General features: G+C 64.3%; 28 protein-coding genes. 17 read left to right on the top strand and 11 right to left on the bottom strand.

Translation table 11 applies throughout. From position 1 onward, the window contains the following. Positions 1–97 precede the first annotated feature (97 nt). Positions 98–310: a 30S ribosomal protein S21 gene (gene rpsU, locus AB6804_RS08585; protein ID WP_035942296.1), complete on the top strand. Its 213-nt coding sequence runs from the start codon at positions 98–100 to the stop codon at positions 308–310. 117 nt (positions 311–427) lie between these two features. Here rpsU and AB6804_RS08580 read toward each other — a convergent pair whose 3' ends face one another. The 4 genes from AB6804_RS08580 to AB6804_RS08565 form a co-directional block, all read right to left on the bottom strand. Continuing rightward, positions 428–787: a hypothetical protein gene (locus AB6804_RS08580; RefSeq protein ID WP_370886091.1), complete on the bottom strand. Its 360-nt coding sequence runs from the start codon at positions 785–787 to the stop codon at positions 428–430. A gap of 33 nt (positions 788–820) precedes the next feature. Beyond that, complete coding sequence (locus tag AB6804_RS08575; RefSeq protein ID WP_370886270.1) at positions 821–1,246, bottom strand: hypothetical protein; 426 nt, start codon at positions 1,244–1,246, stop codon at positions 821–823. Between the two features lie 198 nt (positions 1,247–1,444). Beyond that, a complete protein-coding gene (locus tag AB6804_RS08570; RefSeq protein ID WP_370886090.1) occupies positions 1,445–1,669 on the bottom strand; it encodes a hypothetical protein in 225 nt (74 codons plus the stop codon). Between the two features lie 10 nt (positions 1,670–1,679). Beyond that, entirely contained in the window at positions 1,680–2,285 is a 606-nt protein-coding gene (locus AB6804_RS08565) for a DNA-3-methyladenine glycosylase I (RefSeq protein WP_370886089.1), read from the bottom strand. A gap of 108 nt (positions 2,286–2,393) precedes the next feature. Between AB6804_RS08565 and AB6804_RS08560 the strand changes: the two genes are divergently transcribed. Both AB6804_RS08560 and AB6804_RS08555 read left to right on the top strand, forming a co-directional pair. Continuing rightward, complete coding sequence (locus tag AB6804_RS08560; RefSeq protein ID WP_370886088.1) at positions 2,394–3,326, top strand: BadF/BadG/BcrA/BcrD ATPase family protein; 933 nt, start codon at positions 2,394–2,396, stop codon at positions 3,324–3,326. A gap of 27 nt (positions 3,327–3,353) precedes the next feature. Continuing rightward, positions 3,354–4,181 carry a Cof-type HAD-IIB family hydrolase gene (locus tag AB6804_RS08555; protein WP_370886087.1) on the top strand — a complete coding sequence of 276 codons (828 nt, stop codon included), beginning with the start codon at positions 3,354–3,356 and terminating at the stop codon, positions 4,179–4,181. A gap of 50 nt (positions 4,182–4,231) precedes the next feature. On the opposite strand, the gene AB6804_RS08550 is transcribed toward AB6804_RS08555, so the two are convergent. The 3 genes from AB6804_RS08550 to AB6804_RS08540 all read right to left on the bottom strand — a co-directional run bounded on the left by AB6804_RS08550 (position 4,232) and on the right by AB6804_RS08540 (position 6,837). Continuing rightward, complete coding sequence (locus AB6804_RS08550; RefSeq protein ID WP_370886086.1) at positions 4,232–4,525, bottom strand: hypothetical protein; 294 nt, start codon at positions 4,523–4,525, stop codon at positions 4,232–4,234. A 309-nt stretch (positions 4,526–4,834) separates the two neighbouring features. After that, the gene (aqpZ, locus tag AB6804_RS08545; protein WP_370886085.1) at positions 4,835–5,563 is read right to left on the bottom strand and encodes an aquaporin Z; all 729 of its coding nucleotides are present in this window, start codon (positions 5,561–5,563) and stop codon (positions 4,835–4,837) included. A 209-nt stretch (positions 5,564–5,772) separates the two neighbouring features. Further along, positions 5,773–6,837, bottom strand: a complete 1,065-nt coding sequence (locus tag AB6804_RS08540) for a glycosyltransferase family 4 protein (RefSeq protein WP_370886084.1) — start codon at positions 6,835–6,837, stop codon at positions 5,773–5,775. Between the two features lie 675 nt (positions 6,838–7,512). On the opposite strand from AB6804_RS08540, the gene flhD reads away from it, so the two are divergent. From flhD to AB6804_RS08470, 14 genes are all read left to right on the top strand, one after another. After that, on the top strand, positions 7,513–7,818 hold the full coding sequence (flhD, locus tag AB6804_RS08535) for a flagellar transcriptional regulator FlhD (RefSeq protein WP_370886083.1): 306 nt from the start codon (positions 7,513–7,515) through the stop codon (positions 7,816–7,818). 167 nt (positions 7,819–7,985) lie between these two features. Next, a complete protein-coding gene (gene motA / locus AB6804_RS08530; protein WP_370886082.1) occupies positions 7,986–8,846 on the top strand; it encodes a flagellar motor stator protein MotA in 861 nt (286 codons plus the stop codon). Between the two features lie 4 nt (positions 8,847–8,850). Beyond that, the gene (gene motB, locus AB6804_RS08525) at positions 8,851–9,807 is read left to right on the top strand and encodes a flagellar motor protein MotB (protein ID WP_370886081.1); all 957 of its coding nucleotides are present in this window, start codon (positions 8,851–8,853) and stop codon (positions 9,805–9,807) included. A 76-nt stretch (positions 9,808–9,883) separates the two neighbouring features. After that, entirely contained in the window at positions 9,884–10,270 is a 387-nt protein-coding gene (locus tag AB6804_RS08520) for a response regulator (protein ID WP_035967116.1), read from the top strand. A 57-nt stretch (positions 10,271–10,327) separates the two neighbouring features. Next, the gene (gene cheA, locus AB6804_RS08515) at positions 10,328–12,574 is read left to right on the top strand and encodes a chemotaxis protein CheA (RefSeq protein ID WP_370886080.1); all 2,247 of its coding nucleotides are present in this window, start codon (positions 10,328–10,330) and stop codon (positions 12,572–12,574) included. Positions 12,575–12,600: 26 nt separating this feature from the next. After that, entirely contained in the window at positions 12,601–13,116 is a 516-nt protein-coding gene (cheW, locus tag AB6804_RS08510) for a chemotaxis protein CheW (protein ID WP_035967113.1), read from the top strand. Positions 13,117–13,155: 39 nt separating this feature from the next. After that, positions 13,156–15,045 carry a methyl-accepting chemotaxis protein gene (locus AB6804_RS08505; protein WP_370886079.1) on the top strand — a complete coding sequence of 630 codons (1,890 nt, stop codon included), beginning with the start codon at positions 13,156–13,158 and terminating at the stop codon, positions 15,043–15,045. A 118-nt stretch (positions 15,046–15,163) separates the two neighbouring features. Next, positions 15,164–16,099 carry a CheR family methyltransferase gene (locus AB6804_RS08500; protein ID WP_370886078.1) on the top strand — a complete coding sequence of 312 codons (936 nt, stop codon included), beginning with the start codon at positions 15,164–15,166 and terminating at the stop codon, positions 16,097–16,099. Continuing rightward, positions 16,096–16,884 (top strand): chemoreceptor glutamine deamidase CheD, encoded by a 789-nt coding sequence (gene cheD / locus AB6804_RS08495; protein ID WP_370886077.1) that lies wholly within the window; start codon positions 16,096–16,098, stop codon positions 16,882–16,884. The genes AB6804_RS08500 and cheD overlap by 4 nt, the downstream gene beginning before the upstream one ends. Next, positions 16,881–17,978 (top strand): chemotaxis response regulator protein-glutamate methylesterase, encoded by a 1,098-nt coding sequence (locus tag AB6804_RS08490; protein WP_370886076.1) that lies wholly within the window; start codon positions 16,881–16,883, stop codon positions 17,976–17,978. The genes cheD and AB6804_RS08490 overlap by 4 nt, the downstream gene beginning before the upstream one ends. 53 nt (positions 17,979–18,031) lie before the next feature. Then, positions 18,032–18,427, top strand: a complete 396-nt coding sequence (cheY, locus tag AB6804_RS08485) for a chemotaxis response regulator CheY (RefSeq protein ID WP_035967103.1) — start codon at positions 18,032–18,034, stop codon at positions 18,425–18,427. Between the two features lie 2 nt (positions 18,428–18,429). Beyond that, on the top strand, positions 18,430–19,134 hold the full coding sequence (gene cheZ, locus AB6804_RS08480; protein WP_035967101.1) for a protein phosphatase CheZ: 705 nt from the start codon (positions 18,430–18,432) through the stop codon (positions 19,132–19,134). Positions 19,135–19,454: 320 nt separating this feature from the next. Further along, positions 19,455–19,961, top strand: coding sequence for a DUF2844 domain-containing protein (locus AB6804_RS08475; protein ID WP_370886075.1), 507 nt, complete (start codon positions 19,455–19,457; stop codon positions 19,959–19,961). Between the two features lie 18 nt (positions 19,962–19,979). Beyond that, positions 19,980–21,269, top strand: coding sequence for a DUF3443 domain-containing protein (locus tag AB6804_RS08470; protein ID WP_370886074.1), 1,290 nt, complete (start codon positions 19,980–19,982; stop codon positions 21,267–21,269). A 101-nt stretch (positions 21,270–21,370) separates the two neighbouring features. Here the strand turns inward: AB6804_RS08470 and AB6804_RS08465 are convergent, their stop codons facing one another. From AB6804_RS08465 to argS, 4 genes are all read right to left on the bottom strand, one after another. Continuing rightward, the gene (locus tag AB6804_RS08465) at positions 21,371–22,153 is read right to left on the bottom strand and encodes an SDR family oxidoreductase (protein WP_370886073.1); all 783 of its coding nucleotides are present in this window, start codon (positions 22,151–22,153) and stop codon (positions 21,371–21,373) included. Between the two features lie 16 nt (positions 22,154–22,169). Continuing rightward, positions 22,170–22,817 (bottom strand): thiol:disulfide interchange protein DsbA/DsbL, encoded by a 648-nt coding sequence (locus AB6804_RS08460; protein ID WP_370886072.1) that lies wholly within the window; start codon positions 22,815–22,817, stop codon positions 22,170–22,172. Positions 22,818–22,984: 167 nt separating this feature from the next. Beyond that, positions 22,985–23,761, bottom strand: coding sequence for an SPOR domain-containing protein (locus AB6804_RS08455; RefSeq protein ID WP_370886071.1), 777 nt, complete (start codon positions 23,759–23,761; stop codon positions 22,985–22,987). A gap of 140 nt (positions 23,762–23,901) precedes the next feature. Next, complete coding sequence (gene argS, locus AB6804_RS08450; protein ID WP_370886070.1) at positions 23,902–25,686, bottom strand: arginine--tRNA ligase; 1,785 nt, start codon at positions 25,684–25,686, stop codon at positions 23,902–23,904. Positions 25,687–25,802 lie beyond the last annotated feature (116 nt).

Genomic DNA, 25,802 nt, shown 5'->3' with positions numbered 1-25,802 from the left:
CCTTCAAGGTGCGTCATGTCCGGCGGACGATCGGAGTGCCGGCGCGCGGCGGATTTCCGTTGCGCACTTGAAAATACGTTTAGCAAACAGGATTTACATGACCACTATCGTCCTCAAAGAAAACGAGCCGTTCGATGTCGCGATTCGTCGCTTCCGCCGCACGATCGAAAAGAACGGCCTGATCGCAGAACTGCGTGAGCGCCAGTCCTACGAAAAGCCGACCACCGCGCGCAAGCGCAAGAAGGCTGCAGCTGTTTCGCGTCTGCGCAAGCGTCTGCGTAGCCAGATGCTGCCGAAGAAGATGCACTAAAGCGTCATCGCCTGGGCCGGAGCGAGTAGCCTGGCCCCGGAAGGCAAAACGGCGGTGCGACCCGAGAGGGCGCACCGCCGTTTCGTTTTTGCGGCGTCTTGCGCTTGATTCAGCGCGTTAGACGAACGCGTGCCGCTTGCGCAGCGTGGCGAGCAGATGCGGCCATTCTTCGACGCTCGCGTCGTCGTGAATCTGCTCCAGTTCGATCAGCAGATCGATGACGTTGGGATCGTACGCATTCACATTCGATGCATACAGCGCGCGCAGCAGCTTGCCGTCCTGCGCGTGCCGATAGTACGAGATGCCGACGCCTTCGAGGCCGGCCTCGTAGACTTCGTCGCGGACGAGCGAGCCGATCGCGCACTTGTGACCTTGCGGGCTGCGCAGGCGGCAAGAGCCGTTGTCATCTTCCGATACCGCCCGCTGCGCGAGCAAATGCGCGGCGACGCGTTCGTAGATGTCTTGCGGGCTCAGCATTCTGATTGGGCTCAACATACGGCACCCGTACGCTTAGGCAGCGGTTTTCAGAAGCTCGGCCGACAGACCGAATTGCCGCGCGATCGACGCGAGGCGCTCGCGCCATTCCCATTTGCCGAACACGTCGTGCACGTTCTGCAGGCAGGAAAGAAGTTCGACGGTATTGGGATCGAAGACGTTGATGCGCGCGCGCAGCAGCGCACGCTTGAGCGCCACGATGCCGACGTCCATGTAGGCCGGCACCGCTTCGGGCGGCTTGGCGAGGTAGCGGATGGGAACGCCTTCCATTGCCGTGACGTAGTCGCGCGGCTTGATGTAGGTGCCGACCGGGCAGCCGCCGCAGTATCCGCGGTAAGCGCCGCCGCCGTGGGGCAGCAAAGCGGCCTGCCCCTGCGCGAAAAGATGCGCTACCGCGTTGTTGAAGATCTCCTGATGCGTCAGGAAGTTCAAGCTTCTCATGATCTTTCTCCCCTGCGCCCCTGCGCAGCGGCCATGCGTTGAGTTACGAGCAACCTGCACTTGCGGTGTTCGGCGGCGTAATTCGCCGTCCGGCTACTGCTTCGAGCACGATGGTTTTCCCGGCCTATGGACACTGACGACTGGCAGCGTCCTGTACTCGCGGCGGATCTCTCCACTCAGTGAACGATCCGCACACCGTCAGTTATAACGGTTCGGCTCGGTAAAAAGGTGCGGCAGCGCACGCGAGGACGCCATTTTTACACGGCACGCACGATCGTGCAGCGCCGCAGAAGAAGGCAGACCGCTTGATCGCACGCGGCTTGCGCCGTGCTTCACTGCAATAAATTCCCTGGTATCGGGACTTTCCCGCATCAGCACGGTTACGCGGCTTGCATGTTGCCAAAAAGCAAAAATCTGTGGCATCGGAGGCTGCTTAAAGTCCCGCCTTCGCTGCCGCTTTGCGTTTCGTCTTGGGAGTGGCGCGGGATACGCAGTTGGCGGCGTGGTCGTTGACCATGCCGGTCGCCTGCATGAAGGCATAGCAAATGGTGGTGCCGACGAACTTGCAGCCGTATGCCTTGAGCGCGCGGCTCAGGGCGTCGGACTGGGGCGTGGATGCCGGCGTCGGATTGTTCGCATCGCGCGGGGTGTCGATCGTTTGGCCGTTGACGAACGACCAGACGAACGCCGCAAACGATCCGTGGTCGGCCTGAATGCGCTGCACGGCGCGCGCATTGAGAACGGCGGACTGGATCTTCGCGCGATTGCGAACGATCCGCGCGTCGCCGACGATCCGCTCGACATCAGACTCGGTGAAGTGCGCGACCTTTTCGATGTCGAAGCCCGCGAAAAGCGTGCGGTAGCCGTCCCGTTTGTTGAGAATGGTCGACCAGGAAAGCCCGGCCTGCGCGCCCTCCAGCACGAGCATTTCGAAGAGGTGACGGTCGTCGCGCGACGGGACGCCCCATTCGGTGTCGTGGTAGTGCGCCATCGCCGGCGTCGTGGCCCAGGCGCAGCGGATCGGTTCGGTGTCGGTCATTGGGAATCCTCGATTTCGAATGCGCCAGCATAGCGGAACGCCGTCGTCGTCCACCCTCTGCCATTCGGCTAATTGGCGTGCCGCGTTTGCACCGTTATCCTTGCGGCCATGAACACATTCACGACTTCGAATTTCAACGGCTTTCTGCTCGGCATCGACGGCGGCGGAAGCGGCACGCGCGTGATTCTCGCCGATGCGAACGGCGTCGAACTGGCCCGCGCGAGCGGCGGCCCGTCGGGTCTGGGGCTCGGTGTCGAGCGGGCGTGGCAAACCATCGGCGATGCGTGCGAGCGCGCGTTTCAGGCCGCCGCGCTGCCCTTCGACTGGCGGGCGTGCGCGCTCGGCTGCGGGCTCGCGGGCGTCAACAACGCGGAATGGCTATCGGCGTTCCTCGACATGGCGCCGCCGGTTCAGGCGCTGAGCGTCGAAAGCGACGCGTACACGACCGTCATCGGAGCGCACGCGGGGGAGCCGGGTGTCGTCGTCGCGCTGGGGACGGGCAGCATCGCGGCGTCGCTGGACGCGGACGGTGTGTGCCGGATCGCCGGGGGCTATGGCTTTCCGAGTGGCGACGAAGCCAGCGGCGCATGGCTCGGCCTGCGTGCGGTCGTCCACTTGCAGCGCGTCCTGGACGGCCGCGCGCCCGCCGACGACTGGTCTCGCGCGCTGCTCGCGCTGACCGGCGCAACGGACCGCGACAGTCTCGTCGTCTGGCTGTGCGCGTCGAATCAGACGGCGTATGCGACGCTCGCGCCGAGCGTATTCGAGTACAGCGGTCATCCGGCTGCCGCTGCATTGCTGGAACAGGCGGGGCGCGAGATCGAACTGCTCGTCGCCGCGCTCGATCCGGCGGGCGTGCTACCGGTTGCGCTATGCGGCGGACTGGCCGCGCCGTACGAACCCTTCGTGCCGATGTCCGTGCGCGAATGTCTGCGCAAGCCACGCGCCGATTCCGCCGCCGGAGCGCTGGAACTGGCGCGGCGCGCGTCGGCGTCGCCGGGCGCGGTTGCGCGGACAGGCGACCGCGCCGGGATAAAATAGGCAGCTTCGCGCTCAAACAGGGCAGCCATGTATTCGGTCATCGCAACTGATCTCGACGGTACGCTCCTCAACAGCGACCACCAGCTCGATCCCTTCACCGCCCACACGCTGCGCACGCTCGCGTCGCGCGGCGTACCGATCATTATCGCGACGGGGCGGCATTATCGCGATGTCGCCGGCATTCGCGACCTGCTCGGCGTCGACGCGTACCTGATCACGTCGAACGGCGCGCGCGTGCACGCCCCCGGCGACGAACATATCTACTCGCGCGACCTCGCGCCCGCGTTCGTGCGCCGTCTGGTGCAGCCGGACGTCGTGGGCGAGCACGGACGCGTGATCGTCAACCTGTTCGCCGACGACGCCTGGCTCATCGACCGCCACGCGCCGGAACTGCTCGTCTTCCATCAGGACTCCGGCTTCAAGTACGAAGTGATGGATCTGTGCGAGCACGATGGCGAGAACATCGCGAAAGTGCTCTATATCGGCGAGCCGGCGGATCTCGCGTACACCGCCGAAAATCTGAAGCGGGAATTCGGTGATTCGCTGTACGTCACGTACTCGCTGCCGGACTGCCTGGAAGTGATGACGTCGGATGTATCGAAAGGCCGCGCGCTGCGTTACGTGCTCGAGCGGCTGGACATCGATCCCGCGCATTGCGTCGCGTTTGGCGACAACATGAACGACATCGACCTGCTGGAAACGGCCGGGCATCCGTTCATGATGAACAACGCCAATCCGGACCTCATCACGCGCTTGCCGAACGTGCCGCTCATCGGCAACAACTTCGAGGCGGGCGTCGCGCATCAACTGCGCAAGCTGTTCGATATTCGCGACGAAATCGCTTCGCCGCGCTGATGTTGCGGGAAGCGGGCGGCATCGCGCCGCCCGCTTCCGACCTCGCGCGATTAGCCGCGACGCCCCCAGTTGTCCGAGCGGTCATGATCCCAGCGCGCGCGGTTCCAGCGCCCGTTGTCGTGGCCATAGGGGCCGTAGTCACCGCGCCAGCGCGGCGCCTCATGCCGCCACGCCGGCGAGCGGTACACCGGCGAAGCAGGACGCACATACACCGGGGCCGGGGCCGCATAAACCGGCGAGCCGAGCGAAACGCCGACGTGCAGATCGGTATGAGCCTGAGCCGCTCCGATAGCGCCTGCCACAAGGCCGGTCGCGACAAGCGTTTGAATGACGATGCGCTTCATGCTGTTTCTCCTGGAAGGCGACGTGTGTCGCATGAGTCCAATGTAAGCGCCCGCTGTCTTACACGCTTCGACGACTTGTTACGGGGTGCAAGCCGCCAGTAAGGGCGATGCTCTCGGTGGTGAAACCGGGAAAGCCTTATATGGCGAGGGTTTAGCGGAGAAGCGCCATCGGTGCAGTGACGTTATTAAGCGGATTGCGTAATGCGCCATTACATCTGTCGCGCGTTTTTAATGCGGGGCGCGCGCACGCGGCGCGGAAAAACAAAACGGGCGCATCAGGCGCCCGTTTCTTTGACTGCGTAGAGCCGCTTACTGTGTGACGGCAGCGACCTTGCGCGCTTGCGGTTCGGAAGTCAGCAGCGGATAAACGATGCCCGCGATGGCCGCGCCAACGATCGGCGCGATCCAGAACAGCCAAAGCTGATCCAGCGCCCAGCCGCCGACGAAAAACGCCTGACCCGTCGAGCGCGCCGGGTTTACCGACGTGTTCGTGACCGGAATCGAGATCAGGTGGATGAGCGTCAGGCACAGGCCGATGGCGATCGGTGCAAAGCCTTTCGGCGCACGGTCGTCGGTGGCGCCGAGGATGACGAACAGGAAGAAGAACGTCATCACGACTTCGCAGACGAGCACCGCGATCATCGTGTAGTGGCCCGGCGAGTGATCGCCGAAACCGTTCGCCGCAAAGCCGCTTGCGAAGAGGTCGAAGCCCGGCGCGCCGGTCGCGATCAGCTTGAGCGCGAACGCGCCGAGCGTCGCGCCGACCACCTGCGCGATGATGTACGGTGCGAGATCGCGCACCGGAAAGCGTCCCGCGACCGTGAGCCCGATGCTCACGGCCGGGTTCAGGTGACAGCCGGACACGTGGCCGATGGCATAGGCCATCGTCAGCACGGTGAGGCCGAAGGCGAGTGAAACGCCGACGAACCCGATGCCCAGTCCGGGATATCCAGCGGCCAGAACCGCGCTGCCACAACCGCCCAGCACGAGCCAGAAGGTACCGAAAATTTCAGCGCCGAGACGCTTCGACAATTGCATGATCCAGCCCCGAGAAAAGATGAAGATCGTTGATTTGACGCGAGAAAGCCGTTTGCTTCTGCGGAGCGCAGTTTAAGCGCGGCTCATTTCCTGAACTGTCAAAAATGGTCGATCGTTGCGCGTTTCACGGGGCGCGCAGCTTCGGCGGCACAAAAAGAAATGCCGCCCGATTGGGCGGCATTCCAAAGTGGCAGCGAGAAGGGAAGGTATTAGCCCACTGCAACCTGACGCAGCACCGGGCGCTTCGCGGCCTGGAGCATCGACGTGTAGGTGTCGACATAGTTTTGCGCCATCGTCTTTGCGCTGAAGCGGCGTTCGAATTGCGCGCGGATTTCGGTGCGCGACAGTTCGTCGATCCGATGCAGTGCGCCCACCGCGCCCTGCACGTCCTCGCAGATGAACCCGGTCACGCCATGATCGATGACTTCCGGCACCGATCCGCGATTGAACGCGATGACCGGGGTGCCGCACGCCATCGCTTCGATCATCACGAGACCGAAAGGCTCGTTCCAGTCGATCGGGAACAGCAGCGCCTTTGCGCCCGACAGGAATTCCGGCTTCTGCGCCTCGTTGATTTCGCCGACGAATTCGACGTGCGCCTGCGACAGCAGCGGCTCGATCGTCGACTTGAAGTAGTCCTGGTCGGCCTTGTCGACCTTCGCCGCGATTTTCAGCGGAAGACCGCTTTGCGCCGCAATCTTGATGGCGAGATCCGCGCGCTTTTCAGGACAGATGCGGCCGAGAAACGCGAGATATTCCGGCTTCTTCTCCGGTTGCGGCGTGAGCAGATCGTCCGGCAGCCCGTGGTAGACCGTGTTCAGCCAGTTCGCCTGCGGCAGCGGGCCACGCTGGTTATTCGAAATCGAGATGACGTTCGCGTCGGTGAACGTGTTGAACATCGGTTGCAGTTCGGGCAGATCGAGACGGCCGTGCAGCGTCGTGACGAAAGGCGTATCCATTTGCGAGAACAGCGGGAACGGCATGTAGTCGAGGTGGAAGTGCAGCACGTCGAACTCATGCGCGCGGCGGCGAACCGTTTCTAGCAGCAGCATGTGCGGGGCGAGCGGATCGCGGATGGTCGGGTCGAGCCGCAGCGCGCGTGGCCAGGCCGCTTCGAGAGTCGCACGGGTTTGCGAATCGCCGCTTGCAAACAAGGTTACGTCGTGGCCGAGATCGACGAGTGCATCCGTCAGATAAGACACCACGCGCTCAGTGCCGCCGTAAAACTTCGGAGGGACTGCTTCGTGCAACGGTGCAATTTGTGCGATTCGCATAACGTGGTTCTCCAGTGTGGTCCGCGAGTGGCGGTTCGACGCCTTTGCGGTCCTTGCAATTCAGCGGCGGAGCGGCGTTTCTGACGTGACTCCGGCCCTGTGCAAAGCATTCGTGTGAACATGCGGTGAAGCCGGTTGAACGATCGACGCATGCCATTCGGACGGGCAGCGCGCGTGCAGCGAGTTCGTCGCTCAGGCCGCCCAAGGTCGGTTCCGGCCCTCGACCGGGTTATCCCTTACGTTCATTATCGGGATCGAGAGCCGCATTACACGTCAATTTTCAATCGCTTAACGTTGTTACAGCGCGAAACAACGGCTGTTACGAAGTGAGAAATTGCACCGGGGCGAAAACGGTCGGAACCGTCCGACACGCAATCAGCGCGGTAAATCGTTTCACAGCAAAAATCGTTCCTTCGGCGTCGCTCCTAAAGTCACGCCACTTTTCGCCGATAAAGCCTCTGCCGAGCAGCAGGCATCGGGCGCGTGTACGACTTTTTCCTACACGACCGCGGGCGGATTTCCGTCGGCGAGTCGGTGTGTTCATCCGATAGGCGCGCATACCGCACTGGGCGACAATCAGCCGACATATGCGGGGCCGAATGCGGCTTTTTTTGGCGCATTCGAGCAAACGTTTCCCGCACGGCCTGACCAGCCAAGAATCGACTCGGGGGAAAGATGACGGCCACGATTACAGGCGTGCTCGCGGAAATCCGCGAGGTGAATCTGTCGTACTTGCTTCTCGCGCAGCGCTTGTTGCAGGAAGACCGCGTTGCGGCGATGTTCCGCCTCGGACTGTCCGAGCGCGTCGCGGAAGTCGTGTCTACGCTGACGCCGACGCAGGCGCTGAGGGTGGCTTCATCGAGCCATCTGCTGTGCCGCTTCCGGTTCGACGATCACGCGATTCTTTCCTCGCTCGCGGACAAGGGCAAGGCGGCGGCAATCACGCAAACCGCCGACGTGCCGGTCGCGCAGATCGTCTGAACGCTTTGCCGCGTCGACCGCAAGACGGCGCGCGGTATTACGCCATTGCGCCATTACGCCGCAAGCCCCCCACGGCGCCCGCCTAAAAGTTTTCTCCCCGCATGCCGTAAACATCCTTAACCGCGCGCTCAGGCCGGTCATCCGCAACAAAACCCGAGGACTTGCCCGTGCTGATCTTTGTTGGAACGCTCGTGACCTTGCTGTCCGTTTTCGGCGGTTACGCGCTCGAAGGCGGCCACCTTGGCGCGCTCGTGCAGCCGGTCGAAATATTGATGATCGCGGGCGCGGGCATCGGCGCATTCATCCTCGGCAACGGAATCAAGACGATCAAGGCGACGCTGCTCGTCATCCCCACGCTTTTCAAAGGCTCCAAGTACAACAAGGACGTGTACATGGAACTGATGGGGCTGCTCTACGTGCTGCTCGCCAAGGCGCGCAAGGAAGGCACGCTGACGCTCGAAGCCGACATCGAAGATCCCAACAAGAGCCCGATTTTCAGCCAGTACCCGAAGATTCTCGCGGACCATCACATCGTCGAATTTCTGACGGACTATCTGCGCCTGATGGTCGGCGGCAACATGAACGCGTTCGAGATCGAAAGCCTCATGGACGAGGAGATCGAAACGCATCACGCCGAAGGCGAAGCGCCCGCGCAGGCGCTTTCGAAAGTGGGCGATGCGATGCCCGCGTTCGGCATCGTCGCCGCAGTGATGGGCGTCGTGCACACGATGGCGTCCGCCGACCAGCCGCCCGCGGTGCTCGGCGAGATGATCGCGCAGGCGCTCGTCGGCACGTTCCTCGGCATCCTGCTTTCGTACGGCTTCATCGCGCCGCTCGCGAACATCGCGGAGCAGCGTGTCGCCGAGCAGACGAAGATGTTCCAGTGCATCAAGGTGACGATCCTCGCGAGCCTCAACGGCTATGCGCCCGCGATCGCGGTCGAGTTCGGCCGCAAGGTGCTGTTCTCGACCGAGCGTCCGTCGTTCTCGGAACTCGAAGAACACGTGCGCCGCGTGAAGGCGAAGTGACGACATGAGCAGCGAAAAGGATCGGCCGATCTTCATCAAGCGTGTCGTCGGCAGGGGCGCGAAGGGGCATCACGGCGGCGCGTGGAAGCTCGCCTATGCCGACTTCATGACCGCGATGATGGCGTTCTTCCTGCTGATGTGGCTGCTGTCGTCCACCTCGCCGGTGCAGCGCCGCGGCATCGCCGAATACTTCAACATGCCGCTGAAAGCCGCGATGGTCGGCGGGAAAACGGTCGGCATGGATTCGAGCATCATCACCGGCGGCGGGCGCGACATTTCGAGCCCCGACCCCGGCACCACCCGCATGACCGACGCGCGCACCCCGCGCAACGAAGTCGACGACGAAGCGCTCAGGCAAGCGACAACCGAACTAGAGCGCCGCGAGCAGGTGCGCCTGCACGACCTGCAAGTGAAGCTGATGGCGGCGATCGAAGCGAACCCGACGCTGCAGCAGTTCAAGCAGCAGATTCGCATCGAGTCGACACAACAGGGCTTGCGCATCGAAATCGTCGATACGCAGAAGCGCCCGATGTTCGCGCTCTCCAGCGATACGGTGCAGCCCTACATGCGCGACATCCTGCGCGAGATAGGCCGCACGCTCAACGACGTGCCGAACCGCATCGTCGTGCAGGGACACACCGACGCCGTGAAGTACGCCGGCGGCGAGAAGGGCTATAGCAACTGGGAGCTGTCGGCGGACCGCGCGAACGCGTCGCGGCGCGAGCTGATCGCGGGCGGCATGGACGAAGCGAAAGTGCTGCGCGTGCTCGGCCTCGCGTCGACGCAGAACCTCAACAAACAGAATCCGCTCGATCCCGAGAACCGCCGCATCAGCGTGATCGTGCTCAATCAGCGATCCGAAGCAGCGATGCTGCGCGAGGACGGCACGCGCGGCGCGGTGTTCGACAACGCGCCCGTGAAGGCTGACGCCGCGCCGCTTTTCAACAAGCTCGCAAATTAAGCGGCATCGCGTCAAAAAAACGCTCAAGACTGCACACGTTTTGGCCGTCATCAGGGCAAGACCGCGAGACACACACATGATCAAGAACATTCTGGCAATCGACGATTCCGCCGCCATGCGGCAAATCCTCTCCGCCACGCTGACGACAGCGGGCTACGAGGTGACCGTGGCGTCGGACGGTAACGAAGGACTCGAATGGGCGCTCGCCGAGCGCTTCGATCTGGTGCTCACGGACCATCACATGCCCAGCAAGAGCGGGCTCGACCTGATCGTCGAATTGCGGGCGAATCCGGCCTACAAGGCCACGCCGATCCTCGTCCTCACGACCGAAGACGGCGAGCCGTTCAAGGACGCGGCGCGGGCGGCGGGCGCGACCGGCTGGATCGAAAAGCCGCTCGATCCGGACCTGCTGACCGAAGTGGTCGCGGCGATCGCGGACTCGCAAGAGCAGGCGCAGCACTGAAGCACGGACGCGGCGACGCATTACGGAACACAACAGCATTCTCGCGGTGATACAAGCATGACACTCGACATTACCCAGTTCTATCAAACCTTCTTCGACGAAGCCGATGAACTGCTCGCGCAGATGGAGCAACTGCTGCTCGTTCTGGATATCGCGAATCCCGATCCCGAAGACCTCGCGGCGATCTTCCGCGCGGCGCATTCGATCAAGGGCGGCGCGGCGACCTTCGGCTTCACGGCGCTGACCGAAACGACGCACATCCTCGAATCGCTGCTGGATCGCGCACGCAACAACGAGCTGGTCCTGCGCCCCGACATGATCGACACGTTTCTCGCGACGAAGGACGTCCTCTCCGATCAGCTCGCCGCGTATCGCGCGAGCGAGGAACCGGATGCAGCCGCCGCCGCCGCGATCTGCGCGAAGCTCGAACGGCTCAAGAACGAAGACGCGGCGCAGCAGGCCGTCGCGGTCGCTGAGCCGGCGACGCCGGCGGTGATCAAGCCAGCCGCAGCCGCACCGGCGCCGGCCTACGAAGGCCCGAACGCGCCGCCGGCGCACGTGCTCTCGCAGGCCGCCGAAGCCATCGAAGACGACGGCAACTGGGATGGCGCATTCGAAATCGCCGACGGCGCGACTGAAGCAAAGAACGAAGGAACCGCAACCGATGCGTCGGCTGCGGAAGCAGGACCCCACCTGAAAATTACGCTACGGGGGGTGGGCGAGAAGGACCTGGCGACCTTAACCGAGGAGCTGGGGAACCTGGGCAGCATCGTCGGAGAGAAAAAGACGGACGCCGAACTCGTGCTTTGGCTCGATTCGGACGTCTCCGCCGACGACATCGTGGCTGTTTGCTGCTTCGTGATCGATGAATCGCAGATCACGATCGGCCGGGGCGACGCGCAACGAGGCGCGGCTCCGGCGCCGGAGCAACAGACGCCGCAGGCTCGGCCGGTCGTATCGCAGGCGCAGGACGCGCCCGCATCCGCGGCTCAGCAGAAGGACGAGGACACGGCGAAGGCGGCGGTGAACGTGGCCGCCGCCATCCCGTCATCGAATGAAAAACAGAAGACCGCAACGGGCGACGCCGAGAAGAAGGCGCGCCCGGCCGCGGCGGCATCGGCGGAAGGCAGCTCGATTCGCGTCGGCGTGGAGAAGGTCGATCAGCTCATCAATCTGGTGGGCGAGCTCGTCATCACGCAGGCAATGCTCGCGGAAACCACGAGCGCATTCGATCCCGCCTTGCACGACCGTCTTTTCAACGGCATGGCGCAGCTCGAGCGCAACGCGCGCGATCTGCAAGAGGCCGTCATGTCCATCCGCATGATGCCGATGGACTACGTATTCAGCCGCTTCCCGCGCCTCGTGCGCGATATCGCGGGCAAGCTCGGCAAGGAAGTGGAACTCGTCACGTTCGGTCAGGCGACCGAACTGGACAAGAGCCTGATCGAGCGCATCATCGATCCGCTCACGCACCTCGTGCGCAATTCGCTCGATCACGGCATCGAGACCGTGGAAGCGCGCCGCGCGGCCGGCAAGCCCGCGACCGGGCAGCTCGTGCTGTCGGCGGCGCATCACGGCGGCAACATCGTCATCGAAGTCAGCGACGACGGCGCCGGCCTGCGCCGCGACAAGATTCTCGCGAAGGCGCAGAAGCAGGGCATGCAGGTCAGCGAATCGATGAGCGACGAAGAAGTGTGGCAGCTCATCTTCATGCCGGGTTTTTCGACGGCGGAGCAAGTCACCGATATTTCCGGCCGTGGCGTCGGCATGGACGTGGTGAAGCGCAACATCCAGTCGATGGGCGGTCACGTCGAAATCATGTCGCGGCAGGGTGCGGGCACCACCACGAAGATCGTGCTGCCGCTCACGCTCGCGATTCTCGACGGCATGTCGGTGAAGGTCGGCAACGAGATCTTCATTCTGCCGCTGAACTTCGTGATGGAGTCGCTGCAACCCGTCGCCGAGGACATCTACACGGTCGCCAACGGTGAACGCGTGGTGCGCGTGCGCGGTGAATACCTGCCGCTCGTCGCGCTGCATTCCGTGTTCGACGTCGAAGGCGCGCGCACCGAGCCGACGCAGGGCATCGTCACGATCCTGCAAACCGAAGGGCGGCGCATGGCCATGCTGATCGACGAACTCGTCGGCCAGCAGCAAGTGGTCGTGAAGAACCTCGAAACGAATTACCGCAAGGTGCACGGCATTTCCGCCGCAACCATTCTGGGCGATGGCAGCGTCGCGCTGATCGTCGACGTAGCCGCGCTCAACCGCGAATCGCGGGCGCAGCACTCGCATACCCACTAAACCAACGACCGACTTTGGGGATTCCCATGGCAGACATCCAATCGACTCAAGCCGCGCTTTCGCGCCGCGATGCACAGCACGCCGAAGCAGCAGGGCAGGAATTCCTCGTCTTCACGCTGGGCGCGGAGGAATACGGCATCGACATCCTGAAGGTGCAGGAGATTCGCGGCTACGACAGCGTCACGCGCATCGCGAATGCGCCGGCGTTCATCAAGGGCGTCATCAATCTGCGCGGCATCATCGTGCCGATCGTGGACATGCGCATCAAGTTCAACCTGGGCCGCGTCGAGTACGACAACCAGACCGTCGTCATCATCCTGAACGTCGCGCATCGCGTGGTCGGCATGGTCGTCGATGGCGTGTCCGACGTGCTCACGCTCACGCAGGAGCAAGTGATGCCGGCCCCGGAATTCGGCGCGACGCTCACTTCGGAATATCTCACCGGCCTCGGCACGGTGGACGGCCGCATGCTGATCCTGATGGATATCGAAAAGCTGATGACCAGCCGCGAGATGGAGTTGATCGACTCCGTCGCCGCCTAAGAAAGCGCTCGCACGCGTCGCCGGCCAAGGAAGGAAGCCATGCTCAAGAAGTTGTCGATCCGCACGACGCTCACGCTCGTCGGTCTGTTGTTCGTCGGTTGCGCGGCCGTCATCGGCGCGCTGTCGCTCGTCGGCCTGAGTTCCGCGAGCGCCTCGCTCGCGTCGCTCGCGCATGAAGACATGGTTGCGATGCGCGCGTTGTCGGAAACGTCGTCGTATCTGCTGCGCGCGCGCATCACGCTGGACCGCGTGCGTTCGCTCGCCGAAGCGGGTAACGAAGCCGAAGCGAAGAAGGCGCTGGACCGCGGCCAGTATCTGCTCGACAAGAGCGATGAGAACTGGAAGCTCTACCTGAACACGAACAAGCCGATGCTGCCGAAAGAGACGCTCGATGCGCTCGTCGCGCAGCACGACACGCTGGTGAAGAGCGGCGTCGAACCGGAGTTTGCCGCGATCCGCGCGAACGACATGGCCGCGTATCACGCGATCGCCGACACGAAGATCAGCCCGATGTTCGTCGCGTTCGATCAGGCCGTGACCGCCGCGGTCCTGTTCCAGCAGAAGCATGCGGAGCAGTCGCAGTCGAGCGCGTCGGCGCAGAACTCGACGCTGATCGGCGTCATCGGCGGGCTGCTCGGCCTGTCGGTGCTGATCCTGTTCGGCACGCGCTACGCGCTGGGCGGACTCATCGTGCGGCCGATCAACGAAGCCGTCGAGCATTTCGAGCGCATGTCGCGCGGCGATCTGACGAAGCCCGCACATTCGGACAGCCAGAACGAAATCGGCCGTCTGTTCGCGGGCATCGAGCACATGCGCGCGAGCCTGACGACCATGGTCGGCGCGGTGCATCGCGGCGCGGAATCCATCGACGTGGGCGCGCATGAAATCGCCAGCGGCAACACGGATTTGTCGCAGCGTACGGAAGAGCAGGCCGCGTCGCTGCAGGAAACCGCGTCGAGCATGGAAGAACTCACGAGCACGGTGAAGCAGAACGCGGACAACGCGCGTCAGGCGAGCCAGCTTGCGGTGAACGCATCGGATATCGCGTCGCGCGGCGGCCAGGTCGTCGAGCAGGTCGTCGATACGATGAACGCGATCGCCTCCAGTTCGAACAAGGTGGTGGACATCATCGGCGTGATCGAGGGCATCGCGTTCCAGACCAACATCCTCGCGTTGAACGCGGCGGTGGAGGCGGCGCGGGCCGGTGAGGAAGGACGCGGATTCGCGGTCGTCGCGGGAGAAGTGCGTTCGCTCGCACAACGTAGCGCGGCGGCAGCGAAGGAAATCAAGGCGCTCATCGGCGATTCGGCCGACAAGGTGCAAAGCGGATCGGAACTGGTCACGCGCGCCGGCGAGACGATGGGCGAGATCGTGCAGGCCGTGCGCCGCGTGACCGACATCATGGGCGAGATCAGCGCGGCGTCGGAGGAGCAGTCCGACGGCATCGAGCAGGTCAATCGCGCGGTCACGCAGATGGACAGCGTGACGCAGCAGAACGCGGCGCTCGTCGAAGAGGCGGCGGCTGCGGCGGCATCGCTCGAAGAGCAGACGCGGCAGCTGAAGGGCGTCGTCGGGCAATGGCGCATCGACGGCGCGGCGGTGGCGGCACCGGCGCGTCCGAGCGCATCGGTGGCGGCGTCGCGGCTGGCATCGGCTGCCATCAAGGGTACGAAGGAAGCGCGCGTGGAGCCGGTGTCGGCGGCGTCCGCGCCCGTCGTGGCCGCAAAGCCGGTGAAAGCGCCGGTCGCCGCAAAAGTTTCAGAAGAGCCTAACGTCGCGCCGGATACGGCCGTTATCAAGGATAAGAGCCGCGAAGCAAGCAAGCCCGCGAGCGTCGCGAAAGCCGCGCCGCGAGCAAGCGCACCGGCTGCAATCGCGCCGCGCGCGAAGGCCACCACCGCCGATGACGGCGACTGGGAAACCTTCTAGGCATATCACCGCTGGACAGCCAGCAAGCGAATGACCCCGGCGCGCGGTAAAGAGGCGAGCGTCGAGCAAGCCTCAAGCAAGCGTCAATGACGACGCCAGTAAAGCACGAGACATCATCATGGCAACGCCGAACGCACACAAGGCACGCGTCGAACTCGCCGGGGGCATACGCGGTCCGGAAGTCGAGCGCGACTTCGAATTCACCGTAACGGACTTCGCTCGCATCCGCGAGCTGATTCACCGCCGCGCGGGCATCTCCCTGTCGGATCACAAGCGCGACATGGCCTACAGCCGGCTCGCGCGACGCCTGCGCGCATGCGGCCTGGATACCTTCAAGGAATATCTGGACCGCCTCGAATCGAACGACGACAGCGCCGAGTGGGAAGCCTTCGTCAACGCGCTGACGACCAATCTGACCGCGTTTTTCCGCGAGTCGCATCACTTTCCGATTCTCGCGGACTTCGTCAAGCGCCGTCAGCAGCCGGTGTCGGTATGGTGCTCGGCGGCATCGACGGGCGAGGAGCCGTATTCGATCGCGATGACGCTCGTCGAAGCGCTCGGCGAACAGGCCGCGCGCCACTGCACGGTGTTCGCAAGCGATATCGACAGCCAGGTGCTCGCCAAGGCCGACGCGGGCGTGTACTCGCTCGATCAGGTCAAGGGGATGCCGGTGGAGCGCCTCAAGCGTTTCTTCCTGAAGGGCAAGGGCGCGCAAGCGGGCCTCGTCAAGGTGCGCCCTGAATTGCGCGCAATGGTGCAGTTCGGCCGCGTCAACCTGACCGACGCGCGCTACGACGTGAAAGGCCCGTTCGACGCGATCTTCTGCCGCAACGTGATGATCTATTTCGACAAGCCGACGCAGGGCCAGGTGCTCTCGCGCTTCGAGCCGCTGATGAAACCGGGCGGGCTGCTGTTCGCCGGACATTCGGAGAACTTCACGTATGTGTCGCAGGCGTTCAGGCTGCGCGGACAGACCGTCTACGAACTGACGCGCGACATGAAGCCGGCCGGCGCGGCGAAGCCCGCTCGCACGCTCGCGGGAGAGCCGGCATGAGCGGACTGCCGATCGCGTCGAATCTCTATTTCGACAATCATTTCAAGAAGCCGGGCGTGAAGCTGCTGCCGAACGAGTTCTACATGACGAGCGAAGACATGGTGCTCGTGACCGTGCTCGGCTCGTGCGTGGCGGCGTGCATCAACGATCGCACGGCGGGTATCGGCGGGATGAACCACTTCATGCTGCCCGACGACGGCTCGGACCCGTCGCATGCCTCTTCGGATTCGATGCGCTACGGCGCGTACGCGATGGAAGTGCTCATCAACGAGCTCATCAAGCGCGGCGGACGCCGTGAGCGTTTCGAAGCGAAAGTGTTCGGCGGCGGCGCGGTGCTCGCGGGCATGACGACGATCAACATCGGCGATCGCAATTCGGAATTCGTGCGCCGCTATCTCGCGCTGGAGAAGATCCGCATCGTCGCGGAAGACTTGCAGGGCATGTACCCGCGCAAGGTCGCGTTCATGCCGCGCACCGGACAGGTGATGGTCAAGAAGCTGAAGACGCAGCACGATCCGGTCGTCGTCGAACGCGAGCAGGCGCTCGTCACGCGCACGCCGGAAGAGCGCGCCGACCGGCTCGCGCGGGCACGGGCGCGTGTCGAGCTGTTCAATGTCGATCGCGCGAAGGCGGCGGCCCCGGCCCCGGCGAACGGGAAGCCGCGTGTCGAATTGTTCGGCGCCGGCACGGCGGGTGCGTCCAGCGCCACGCTGCGCAAGCCGCGCGTGGAACTGTTCGGCGCGCCGGGCGCGCTGCGCGGCATCAAGACGACGGAGGAAGCATGAGCAGCACGCCGAACACCCCAAAAATCAAGGTGCTGTGCGTCGACGATTCGGCGCTCGTGCGCAGCCTGATGACCGAGATCATCAACGCGCAGCCGGACATGCACGTCTGCGCGACCGCACCCGATCCGCTCGTCGCGCGTGAACTGATCAAGCTGCACAACCCCGATGTGCTGACGCTCGACGTCGAAATGCCGCGCATGGACGGCCTCGACTTCCTCGAAAAGCTGATGCGCCTGCGGCCGATGCCGGTCGTGATGGTGTCGTCGCTGACGGAGCGCGGCAATGAAATCACGCTGCGCGCGCTGGAACTCGGCGCGGTCGACTTTGTGACCAAGCCGAAGGTCGGCATCCGCGACGGCATGCTCGACTACGCCGAAAAGCTCGCCGACAAGGTGCGCGCGGCGTCCCGGGCGCGCGTGCGGCAGATGACGCACGTGGCCGCCGCATCGGCGCATGCGGCGCCGAAGGTAACGCCGCATCTGAACAATCCGCTCGTTTCGACGGAAAAGCTCGTGATCGTCGGCGCATCGACGGGCGGCACGGAGGCGATTCGCGAAGTGCTCGTGCCGTTGCCGCCCGATGCGCCCGCCGTGATGATCGCGCAGCACATGCCGCCGGGATTCACGAAGTCGTTCGCGCAGCGCCTGAACGGGCTGTGCCGCATCACGGTGAAGGAAGCGGAGCACGGCGAGCGGGTGTTGCCGGGCCATGCGTATATCGCGCCGGGCCACGCGCATCTGGTGCTCGCGCGAAGCGGGGCGAACTACGTCGCGCATCTTTCGGATGCGGCGCCGGTGAACCGCCATCGGCCGTCGGTGGACGTGCTGTTCCGCTCGGCGGCGCAGCACGCGGGCAAGAACGCGATCGGCGTGATCCTGACCGGCATGGGCCGGGACGGCGCGGCGGGCTTGCTGGAGATGCAGCAGGCGGGCGCGTACACGCTTGCACAGGACGAAGCAAGTTGCGTGGTGTTCGGCATGCCGCGCGAAGCGATTGCAATGGGCGGCGCGAGTGATATCGCGCCGCTTTCTGAAATGAGCCGCCGCGTGATGGCGCGGCTGGCATCGATGGGCGACCGCGTACAGCGCGTCTGATTTTTCGATTGAATGTGCGGCGTCGCCGCGTTGAAGAACACAAGGGAGTAGTGATGGACAAGAACATGAAGATCCTCGTCGTCGATGACTTTCCGACGATGCGCCGTATCGTGCGCAATCTGCTGAAAGAACTCGGCTATTCGAACGTCGACGAAGCCGAAGACGGCGCAGCGGGCCTCGCGCGTCTGCGCGGCGGCGGTTTCGACTTCGTGATCTCCGACTGGAACATGCCGAACCTCGACGGCCTCTCGATGCTGCAGCAGATTCGCGCCGACGCGGCGCTGTCGCATCTGCCGGTGCTGATGGTCACGGCGGAATCGAAGAAGGAGAACATCATCGCGGCGGCGCAGGCGGGCGCGAATGGTTATGTGGTGAAGCCGTTCACGGCGGCCACGCTCGACGAGAAGCTCAGCAAGATTCTCGAGAAGATGGCCAAAACGGGGAGCTGATCGTGAACGATCTGACCACTGAATTCGCTGCGGCGAGTGTCGAGAGTGACGGCGATCAGTCGAGCGACCGCATTCTCGCGCGCATCGGCCAGCTGACGCGCACGCTGCGCGACTCGATGCGCGAGCTTGGGCTCGACAAGCAGCTCGAAGCGGCGGCGGAAGCCGTGCCGGACGCCCGCGATCGCCTGAAGTACGTCGCGACGATGACCGAGCAGGCGGCGGACCGCGCGCTGAATGCGATCGAACTCGCCAAGCCGATGCAGGAAGCGATGCAGGCCGAAGCGCAGGCGCTCGATGCGCGCTGGGCGCAATGGTACGGCGCGCCGCTCGCGCAGGGCGAGGCAGCCGAGCTGCTCGCGCAGACGCGCAGTTTTCTGCAAGGCGTGCCGGAAAAGACGCAGGCGACCAACGCGCAACTGCTGGAGATCATGCTCGCGCAGGATTTCCAGGACTTGACGGGACAGGTCATCAAGAAGATCACGGATGTCGTGCATCTGATCGAGCAGCAATTGCTCGGCGTTCTGCTGGAAAACATCGCGCCGGAGCGCCGGGAGCAGTTCGCGGCATCGGCGGCGGCGCTGGTGTCGGCGAGCGCCGGCAACCCGGAATCGCTGCTGAACGGCCCGCAAATCAATCCGCAGGGACGCAGCGACGTCGTGCAGGATCAGTCGCAAGTCGACGATCTGCTCGCCAGCCTCGGCTTCTGAGGCTTCCTGCCGGCTGTAGCCGGAGCCAAGCGGAGCGCATCGTTCGATGCGTTCCGCTTTGTCGCGTCTGCTCGTTCCGTCGATGGTTGCTTTTCGCAAACGATCGATATACTCGGAACTTTTCCTGGTCTTACGATTCCATTCTCAGCCACCGCTCGACACCCGCCCGGAAGCCAATCTCGCGGGTTTGGCATACTGATGGCTACAGCGTCCATCACCGGTGCGCAGAAAAGCGGCGGAAACGTCGCCGAAACGTCATGGCCGCGCCGCCCCGAGGGGCCGCGCGAGGCACACATTCACAGGAACAGACAGGAGGCCCAGTGAAGGCACTGAAGCAGGCTCGTCATGGGCATCTCAAGGCGTCGTTGGCCTTGATCGCGGGGGTGGTCGGCGTATGCGCCGTCGTGCCCGCGCACGCGGGACTCGGCGGCGACCCGCTGAACGCGCCGCAAGGCGCGACCACCGCGAAGGCGGTCGTGCATGCCGCCGCATCGGGCGCATCGGCCGCATCCGATTACACCGTCCGCACGACCACGCTCGCGAGCGGAACGGTCGTCAACGAATACGTGTCGTCGGCGGGCGCGGTGTTCGGCATCGCCTGGCGCGGGCCGCGGATGCCGGACCTCGCGACGCTGCTCGGCAGCTACTTTCCGCAGTATCAGCAGGGCCTGCTCGCGCAGCGCACCGCACGCGGCGGACGTGGCCCGGTGAGCGTCCAGGACTCCGGTCTCGTCGTGAATTCCGGCGGCCATATGGGTGCGTTCGTGGGAAGCGCGTACCTCCCGCAGTCTTTGCCCGCCGGCGTATCCGCCAGCGACATTCAGTAAGCGACCGGAGAATCCGACATGCGTAGAACGACACTCGGCCCCGGCGCGGCTTCCTCCTCGCGCACCGGCAATGCAGTCCGCTGGTTCAGCGCGCTGTTTCTCGCGCTGACGCTTGCCGCATGCGGCGGCGGCGGCGACGATCATTCCAGCTCGAGCGGCGGCTCGTCGGGCGGTTCGGGCGGCGGCTCGTCCAGCACGGCGAACGCACAGCCCACCGCCGCGAACGGCACGAACGCAGTGCCGATCACGGTCGACGCGGGCGTCGCCAAGTTCGTCAACATCCCGAACGTCTCCGTGACGGTGTGCGCGCCCGGCACCAATGTTTGCCAGACCATTGACCATATCCAGCTCGATACGGCGTCGTTCGGCCTGCGCATCCTGAACTCGGCGGCGCAGTCGGTCATCGGCAGCCTGCCGACGATCAGCGCGGCGAACGGCGGGCAACTGGCCGAATGCGCCGGTTTCGCCGACGGCTTTACGTGGGGCACGGTGCGTCAGGCCGACGTGCGCATGGGCACGGAGTTGGCGAGCGCAGTGCCGGTGCAGATCATCGGCGATCTCGATGCATCGGCGGCGCCGACGGGCTTGAACGGCTGTCCGTCCGGCAACGACGAAAACTCCACTGCCGATATCGGCGCGAACGGCATTCTGGGCATCGGGCCGGCAACTTACGATTGCGGCAGGAACTGCGCAACCACCGCCCAGAACAGCATGTATTTCTCGTGCGCGAACGGCACGAACTGCACGGGGACGACGGTTCCGGTGGTGCAGCAAGTCACGAATCCGGTCACGAAGTTTCCCGTCGACAACAACGGCGTGATTCTCCAGTTGCCGCCGGTGCCGGATACCGGTGCGGCGAGCGCGACCGGCACGCTGGTCTTCGGCATCGGCACGCAGAGCAACAACGCGCTGACCGGCGTGACGAAGCTCGGCACCGACACGTTCGGCGACCTCACCGGCACGTACAAGGGCGCGACGCTGCAGATGTTCTTCGATTCGGGATCGAACGGCCTGTTCTTCCAGGACAACTTCACACTATGTTCCAGTTCGAGCGTGTTTTATTGCCCGAGTTCGGAGCAGTCGCTTTCCGCGACGGTGAAGGGAAGCGAAGGCAACACGGCGACGGTGCCGTTCAGCGTCGTGAGCGCGCGCACGCTGACTTCGGGCGGCGGCAAGTATGCGTTCAACAGCCTTGCGGGTCGTCTCGGAATGACCGGATACTTCGACTTCGGCTTGCCGTTCTTCTTCGGGCGACACGTCTACGTCGGATACGACCTGCCGAACAGTCCGCCGTACGTGGCGTTCTGAGGCTCCGCGCGGGCGGCGTTGAATGAGCCGCCCCGTGCGGCGGACGAAAAAAATCCGGCCGTCAGGCCGGATTTTTTTCGTCCGGTCGAGCATTCAGCCGGTTACTGGGCCGACTGATTCCCGCGCGGTTTGCGGGGCGCGCGCTCGAAAACCGCGTCGTAAAGCCAGCGCGGCAGCACATGCAGCAGCATGCCGACGATGCGCATTTGCCACGGAAACGTCGCGTAACGCACCTTGCGGGCGATCGCATCGGCGGTTTTGGCGGCGAAGCGGTCGGCGTCCATCAGAAACGGCATCGGATACGGGTTGCGCGCCGTCATCTCCGTGCGCACGTAGCCCGGCGCGATGGTGACGACCGCAACGCCGTGCGGCCTCAGTTCCACGCGCAACGATTCCAGATACTTCGCCGCCGCCGATTTCGACGCGCTATAAGCGCCCGAGCCCGGCAGCCCGCGCACACCGGCGACGCTCGCAATGCCGACGAGCGTGCCGCGCCGCGCCGCCGTCATCGACGCGACGAACGGCTCGAACGTCGCGACCATGCCGAAGTAGTTCACGTCCATTACCGCGCGAAACGTCTCCAGTTCGCCGTGTCCAGTCAGCGCGCCCTCGCTGATGCCCGCGTTCGCAATCAGGATATCCGGCGTGCCGTGCTCCGCGATGAAGCGGCGCGCGGCATCGGCGATCGCTTCCGGATCGCGGACATCGGCGGGGTAGAGGGAGAGGGATGCTGCGGGATGGCGCGCGGCGAATGCCGCGAGAGCGTCTGCGCGCCGGGCGACGAGGCCGATCACGGCCCCGCGCTTCACGTATTCTTCGGCCAGCGCCTGGCCGATTCCACTCGACGCGCCGGTAATGAAAACCTTCAAAGAACCTGCGTTCATACCGGCTTTTGCGTAGTTACATTTTCTTGGCGCGGACTTGCTGTACGAGGAAGTCCATCACCTGCGTCGTGCCTTCCAGGCTGTTCGTCTGCGCCGGGCCCGTGACGTACTTGCCCTGCACGATGACCGTCGGCACGCCGTCGATCTTGTAGTCCTGCTGCAGCTTGGCGTCGCGCTTGATGTCGCTCTGCGTGGAGAACGAATTGTACGCATCCATGTACTTCTTCTTGTCGACGCCTTGCGTCGCGAGGAAGTCGGCCTGCGCCTGCGGCGTCAGCAGGTAGTTCTTCTTCACGTGGATTTCATTGAAGACGGCCGGCGTGACCTTCTCCGCGACGCCGAGCGCCACGAGCGCGTGATACATCTTCGAATGCGGAATGAAGTCGTCACGGAACGCCACCGGCACGCGCTTGAACACGACATCCGGACCCTGCTTCTTTTCCCACGCTTCGAGATACGGCTCGAACTCGTTGCAGTGCGGGCAGCCGTACCAGAAGAACTCGATGACTTCGATCTTGCCCGCTTCGGCGCCAGCCGGCTGCGGCGCCTGCAACACCGTGTAGTCCTTGCCTGCGGCAGGAGCGGCGGATGCCACGTCCGCGACGCTCAACGATGCGGCGGCGATGCCGAGGAAAAGGGCGAAGGCGCTGAACAGTTTTTTCATGATCGGAAAGAGAGCGAAGGAGCAGGTGATGGCAACGTAGCAGCCGCGTAAAAGGCCCATAAGTGGGACATACGACGCTTAAACCAGGCTTAAGGCTGCACGCCGCTCTTGGTCTCGCCCGCGCAGCTTTCGTGCGGCGGCGCGGGCGAGGTCATGCATGTACGACCTTATTGCTTCGAGAAGCGGATCACGGCGGTATCGACGCCTGCATCGGACAGGCGCTGACGCGCCGTGTTCATGTCCTCGAACTTCGCGAACGGACCAATACGCACGCGATAGTACGTCACGCCGCCCGCATCACGCTGCGTCACCTTCGATTCGAAGCCCTGGAAGCCGAGACGCGCACGCTGCTGTTCGGCATCGGATTGCGTCTTGTATGCGCCGACTTGCAGGAAGTAGCCGGTGTTCACATCGCCGGGAGCGGGCGGCGTGGTCTTCGCGGTGGCGGGCGGGGCGCTGCCAGCCTTCGGCGGCGTGGTGGCGGCCGTCGGCGAACTCGTCGAGCCGTTCGTGCCCGGCGCCGCTTCAGGCTTTCTCGCGATGGCCGCGCTGCCGCTCTTCGGCGCGGAAGCCGTCGAGCCGATGGTCGGTGGGACTTCGACGATCTGCGGTTCGTCGAGCATGCCCGACGACTGCGTCTGATTGTTGCTCTGGCCGGGCGCGGTGTTCGGCGGCGTCGGTTGCGCGGCCTGCGGCACCGGCTGGCCGGGCGTCTTGCCTTGCAGCGGACGGTTCGGGTCGTACGGCTGCGCAGCGGGCGCGGACGAGGTTTCCGATGCCGGCGGCGCGACCTTCGCCACGAACGGCGTCGGCGCGCGAGTGATGTACAGCGCGACGATCACGGCGATCGCGAGTCCGACGATCAGACCCAGCACGATGCCGAGAAAGGTTCCCCCCGTTTGCTTCGATTGCGACTGCTTCGACGTGCGGCGTGGTGTTGCCATCGTATGAATAACCTGCAAAAAAGTCTTCGAGTTGGCCGACGATTATAGCGGTCGCGTCACGCGCGCCCGCGCCATGCTCGCGTCCGCGCACGCCCTGTAGTCACAAAGTTACAGGGCGCGCGACAGGAGCGGAGATGCGCTTACATTTTCTGTGGCGCGGACACGCCGATGGTCGCGAGACCGTTTTCGAGCACCTGGCGCGTGGCCGCGAGCAGCGCGATGCGGGCCGTGCGCTCTTTCTCTTCGTCGACCAGCACGCGCTCGGCATTGTAGAACGAGTGAAATTCGCCAGCGAGGTCGCGCAGATAGAACGCGACGGCGTGTGGCGCGAGTTCGTCGGCGGCGTGCGCGAGCATCTCGGGATACTCGGCGAGCTTGTTGAGCAGCGCCATCGCGCGATCGCTCGCGAGCGGCGACAGGTCGGCCTTCGCCGCTTGCGCGATGTCGCCGGCGTAGCGGTCCTTCCAGTCGCTCAGAATCGTGCAGATGCGCGCGTGCGCGTATTGCACGTAGTACACCGGGTTCTCGTCGTTCTGCTTCAGCGCGAGATCGATGTCGAACACGAATTCGGTGTCCGCCTTGCGCGAGATCAGGAAGAAGCGCACGGCGTCGCGGCCGCGGCGGATCGTGTCTTCGTCGAGTTGATCGGGCGCGGCTTCGCTGCCCGGCGTCATGCCGCCCGACCATTCGATCAGATCGCGCACGGTGACGTAGCTGCCCGCGCGCTTCGAGATCTTCACTTCCTGACCGTCGCGCATGACGGTCACCATCTTGTGCAGCACGTAATCGGGATAACCCTTCGGGATGCCGATGCCGAGTCCCTGCAAGCCGGCGCGCACGCGAGCGATCGTACCGTGATGGTCCGAGCCCTGAATGTTGATGACCTTGGTGAAGCCGCGCCGCCACTTCGTGACGTGATAGGCGACGTCCGGCACGAAGTAGGTGTACGTGCCGTCGGACTTGCGCATGACGCGGTCCTTGTCGTCGCCGTCGTCGGTGGTGCGCAGCCACAGCGCGCCGTCCTGCTCGTAGGTCTTGCCGGCATCGATCAGCGCCTGCACCGTCTCTTCGACGCGGCCTTCCTTGTACAGCGACGACTCCAGATAGAACTGATCGAACTTCACGCCGAACGCGGTGAGGTCCATGTCCTGTTCGTGACGAAGATAGGCGACCGCGAACGTGCGGATTGCTTCGAGATCGTCGACGTCGCCACGGCCCTTGACCGGCTCGCCGTCCTTCGCCGCGACGGTCGCGCCCGCCATGTAGTCACGCGCGATGTCGGCGATGTATTCGCCGTTGTACGCTGCTTCGGGCCACTCGGCGTCGCCGGGCTTGAAGCCGCGCGCGCGTGCCTGCGTCGAAATCGCGAGGTTGCCGATCTGCACGCCGGCGTCGTTGTAGTAGAACTCGCGATGCACGTCGTAGCCTTGCGTCGCGAGCAGGTTCGACAGCGCGTCGCCAAGCGCGGCCTGGCGGCCGTGGCCGACGTGCAGTGGCCCGGTCGGATTCGCCGACACGAATTCGACGAGCACGTGCCTGCCCGCGTCGCGCGTCGAGCGGCCGAAGGCGGCGGCATCGTTGAGCACCGCCGGGATCACGTCTTGCTTCGCCTTCGCGGCGAGACGCAGATTGATGAAGCCCGGACCGGCGACTTCGGCGCTCTCGACCAGCCCCTTCGCGTCCGGATGCGCGAGCAGGGCATCGACGATCTGCTGCGCAAGTTGACGCGGATTCGCGCGCAGCGGTTTCGCGAGTTGCATCGCGACATTCGACGCCACGTCGCCATGCGCGGCAACCTTTGGCCTTTCGAGGACGATCGCAGGTGCGATGAAGGCGGCTTCAGTCGCGCCTTGCGTGGATTGCGCGACCTGCTTGACCGCGTCGGAGATGAGCGTTTCCAGGATTTCTTTGTGTGCGGGCAGCATGCTGAATGTGATCCGGTGAAGCGGGTGCGGATGCGAAGGATGAAGGCGAAGCGAGGCGCCGTGCGACGCGGCTTCGGAGCCAACCGCCTGGTGAAGAGCCACGCGAAACGACGTGA

Source organism: Caballeronia sp. RCC_10, from assembly GCF_041360715.1.
Taxonomy (GTDB): domain Bacteria; phylum Pseudomonadota; class Gammaproteobacteria; order Burkholderiales; family Burkholderiaceae; genus Caballeronia; species Caballeronia grimmiae.
The sequence above is the reverse complement of the archived record's forward strand: the minus strand, read 5'-3'. Positions and strand labels throughout refer to the sequence as shown.

Bases quoted from the DNA above. Each gene is read 5' to 3' on its own strand.
- flhD (WP_370886083.1), top strand. From the start codon at position 7,513: ATGACGGCCACGATTACAGGCGTGCTCGCGGAAATCCGCGAGGTGAAT.
- AB6804_RS08560 (WP_370886088.1), top strand. From the start codon at position 2,394: ATGAACACATTCACGACTTCGAATTTCAACGGCTTTCTGCTCGGCATC.
- AB6804_RS08520 (WP_035967116.1), top strand. From the start codon at position 9,884: ATGATCAAGAACATTCTGGCAATCGACGATTCCGCCGCCATGCGGCAA.
- AB6804_RS08455 (WP_370886071.1), bottom strand. From the start codon at position 23,761: ATGGCAACACCACGCCGCACGTCGAAGCAGTCGCAATCGAAGCAAACG.
- cheD (WP_370886077.1), top strand. From the start codon at position 16,096: ATGAGCGGACTGCCGATCGCGTCGAATCTCTATTTCGACAATCATTTC.
- AB6804_RS08500 (WP_370886078.1), top strand. From the start codon at position 15,164: ATGGCAACGCCGAACGCACACAAGGCACGCGTCGAACTCGCCGGGGGC.
- AB6804_RS08540 (WP_370886084.1), bottom strand. From the start codon at position 6,837: ATGCGAATCGCACAAATTGCACCGTTGCACGAAGCAGTCCCTCCGAAG.
- aqpZ (WP_370886085.1), bottom strand. From the start codon at position 5,563: ATGCAATTGTCGAAGCGTCTCGGCGCTGAAATTTTCGGTACCTTCTGG.
- cheA (WP_370886080.1), top strand. From the start codon at position 10,328: ATGACACTCGACATTACCCAGTTCTATCAAACCTTCTTCGACGAAGCC.
- AB6804_RS08490 (WP_370886076.1), top strand. From the start codon at position 16,881: ATGAGCAGCACGCCGAACACCCCAAAAATCAAGGTGCTGTGCGTCGAC.
- AB6804_RS08565 (WP_370886089.1), bottom strand. From the start codon at position 2,285: ATGACCGACACCGAACCGATCCGCTGCGCCTGGGCCACGACGCCGGCG.
- AB6804_RS08575 (WP_370886270.1), bottom strand. From the start codon at position 1,246: ATGAGAAGCTTGAACTTCCTGACGCATCAGGAGATCTTCAACAACGCG.
- AB6804_RS08555 (WP_370886087.1), top strand. From the start codon at position 3,354: ATGTATTCGGTCATCGCAACTGATCTCGACGGTACGCTCCTCAACAGC.
- cheY (WP_035967103.1), top strand. From the start codon at position 18,032: ATGGACAAGAACATGAAGATCCTCGTCGTCGATGACTTTCCGACGATG.
- AB6804_RS08460 (WP_370886072.1), bottom strand. From the start codon at position 22,817: ATGAAAAAACTGTTCAGCGCCTTCGCCCTTTTCCTCGGCATCGCCGCC.
- AB6804_RS08505 (WP_370886079.1), top strand. From the start codon at position 13,156: ATGCTCAAGAAGTTGTCGATCCGCACGACGCTCACGCTCGTCGGTCTG.
- motB (WP_370886081.1), top strand. From the start codon at position 8,851: ATGAGCAGCGAAAAGGATCGGCCGATCTTCATCAAGCGTGTCGTCGGC.
- cheW (WP_035967113.1), top strand. From the start codon at position 12,601: ATGGCAGACATCCAATCGACTCAAGCCGCGCTTTCGCGCCGCGATGCA.
- AB6804_RS08470 (WP_370886074.1), top strand. From the start codon at position 19,980: ATGCGTAGAACGACACTCGGCCCCGGCGCGGCTTCCTCCTCGCGCACC.
- AB6804_RS08550 (WP_370886086.1), bottom strand. From the start codon at position 4,525: ATGAAGCGCATCGTCATTCAAACGCTTGTCGCGACCGGCCTTGTGGCA.
- argS (WP_370886070.1), bottom strand. From the start codon at position 25,686: ATGCTGCCCGCACACAAAGAAATCCTGGAAACGCTCATCTCCGACGCG.
- AB6804_RS08570 (WP_370886090.1), bottom strand. From the start codon at position 1,669: ATGCCACAGATTTTTGCTTTTTGGCAACATGCAAGCCGCGTAACCGTG.
- rpsU (WP_035942296.1), top strand. From the start codon at position 98: ATGACCACTATCGTCCTCAAAGAAAACGAGCCGTTCGATGTCGCGATT.
- AB6804_RS08580 (WP_370886091.1), bottom strand. From the start codon at position 787: ATGCTGAGCCCGCAAGACATCTACGAACGCGTCGCCGCGCATTTGCTC.
- AB6804_RS08465 (WP_370886073.1), bottom strand. From the start codon at position 22,153: ATGAACGCAGGTTCTTTGAAGGTTTTCATTACCGGCGCGTCGAGTGGA.